Source organism: uncultured Campylobacter sp. (assembly GCF_938018145.1).
Lineage (GTDB): Bacteria > Campylobacterota > Campylobacteria > Campylobacterales > Campylobacteraceae > Campylobacter_A.
The window spans coordinates 1-2,194 of sequence record NZ_CALIII010000030.1 but is presented as its reverse complement, the minus strand read 5'-3'; the positions used below and the strand labels follow the sequence as shown (position 1 = coordinate 2,194).

At 46.3% G+C, this 2,194-nt stretch carries 2 protein-coding genes; one reads left to right on the top strand and one right to left on the bottom strand.

The genetic code is table 11. The annotated features are described in order from the left end of the window. Positions 1-129 precede the first annotated feature (129 nt). Positions 130-1,032, bottom strand: coding sequence for an endolytic transglycosylase MltG (mltG, locus tag Q0338_RS00755; RefSeq protein WP_298085093.1), 903 nt, complete (start codon positions 1,030-1,032; stop codon positions 130-132). On the opposite strand from mltG, the gene Q0338_RS00750 reads away from it, so the two are divergent. Next, the coding region (locus Q0338_RS00750; protein ID WP_298085092.1) for a DUF3971 domain-containing protein at positions 1,022-2,194 on the top strand (1,173 nt) is incomplete at its 3' end. The genes mltG and Q0338_RS00750 overlap by 11 nt on opposite strands.

Sequence of the window (2,194 nt, the reverse complement as noted above, 5' to 3'; positions counted from 1 at the left end):
GGAAACAGCGAGTAGCTAGCAAGCAGCGGTGATTCGTCGGTTCTAGTGTAGACGATGTCGCTCATCTTTCCTCCTAATTAAATTTCGCAAAATCTTATCCAAATTTATATTAAAACGCCTTTTGGCGCGCTACTTTTGGGAGTTTATCGCACCCACGTGTTCATCGTAGGTTACGCTAAATTTATGCTTGCCCGTCTTTTTATCCCGCACGAAGTACAAAAACTCGCTCTGCGCCGGCCTTATCGCCGCCCTGATCGCAGCTAGCCCCACGGTGCAAACGGGGCTTGGCGGCAGGCCTTCGTTTAGATAGGTGTTAAATTTACTCTTGTCGCTTCGTATGCGCTCGGCCGTGACCGTCTCGTGCGAGTAGAGTCCGTAGTTTAGCGTGCCGTCCATTTGCAGCTTCATGCCCTTTTTTAGGCGGTTTTGGATGACGGAAGCGACAAGGGGCATCTCATCCTCGTTTGCCGCCTCCTTTTGCACTACCGAGGCAGTTACGAGATACTCGCTCCAGCGCTTTTCGTCGTAGCTTCCCAGTAGCTCGGTAGCCGTTTTTTCGTGTGATTTTTTAGATAAATTTACGAGGTGCGCCGCTAGTTGTTCTTCGTTTACGCCAAGGGGCACTTTATAGGTTTCAGGCACTAAAAAGCCGTCCTCTAGCGGAGCAAATTTGGCGTAAAATTCATTTAGCTTCGCCTCGCTCAAATTTAGCTTTTTTGCGACCTCTTGCAAAAACACGGCCGTCGTTTCGCCCGGAATCAGCGTTATTTGCGTTAGGGCCGCTTTTGCGGTCGTGAGTTTATATAAAAAATCAAGCTTGCTAAGCTTTGCCGCGCCCAGGTCTATCCAGCCTGCTTGCACGTGCCCCATAGCGCGCAAGATCATGGCGTCGAATTTATTTGCGTCCGTATTTTTTTCGCTTAGATATGATATAATCCCAAGCGTACTGCCCTGAGGCACGAAAATGACCTCGCTCACGCTCACCGGGCGGCTAAGATAAACAAGAAAGCTCAGAAAAAATATGAAAATCATCTCGCTGATAATGAAGAAAATTTGGCGCATTTTGATCCCTGCGGTTTTGATATTCGTCATTTTTATAGCCGTCCTAAAACACGGCGTCGAGATAGAAAATATCGACGCGGGCGACTTTAAAATAGAGCAATTATATATAAAACTCGATAAAAAAATAATTTTACGCGCGCAAAATATAGAGATACCTAAACAAAGCGCCAAGGATAGCTCCGAGGACGCGCTGCTAGATCTATCCAAAAACATCGTCTGGATCGATAGGCTGTTTGAGGAAATCTTACTTGAGCGCGTCAAATTTCTAAACAGCGAGTCCACGCTATTTTATAGAGACGACGTTTTTTATCTAGATAGCCCGTTTTTGGCGGTTAGCTCAAATTTTAAAGATACCGAGGACGGCATAACCGCAAACATCTATCTGCTCGAGTTTAAGGACTTTAACATCACTTTAAGCGGCGTTAGCAATGCCGATTTGAGGCGTCAAATTTACGATTTTAACGGCACTTTTTCTAGCCACGAGCTAAACGGAAACGCTACCGTAAACCTCAAAAAAGCCGAGCTAAAATACGAGCTAAGCGACATAAACGCGACTAGCCTAAGAGGCTTTATGGACGAGCTGGGCGCAAAAACGGGGCTAGATAAAGAGATAAAAAGCTGGATCTACGGCTACATCACGGCGGATAACTACTTCGTAAAATCGCTTCGGGGTAGATTTGACCTAAACAAGCAAGAGCCCTATCTAAACGAGCTTAGCGCGCAGGGTTTTTCTAAAAACGTAAAGGTTAAATTTCACGAAAAACTACCCGCCGCCACAGCCGAGGGAGTCGACGTCGAGCTAAAAAAAGGCTCGCTATTTTTCACGCTAAAAAACCCAAAATGGCAGGGCAAAAATCTAAACGCAAGCACCCTTGAAATCTATAAAATTTTCGAGGAAAAAGGCGCCGGGCTCACGCTAAATCTGCAAACCTCGGCCCTCTACGACAAAAGCGTAAACTCCATACTAAAAGCCTACGACATCGAGGTTCCCGTTGAACAGCTAAGCGGCAAAACGGACGGCAAACTCGCGCTTGATATCAAATTTGACCCGCTAGAGGTGACGCCTAAGGGTAAATTTAAGGTATCAGGCGGACAGACCCTGATCGCGGGAGCTAAATTTAACATAGATACC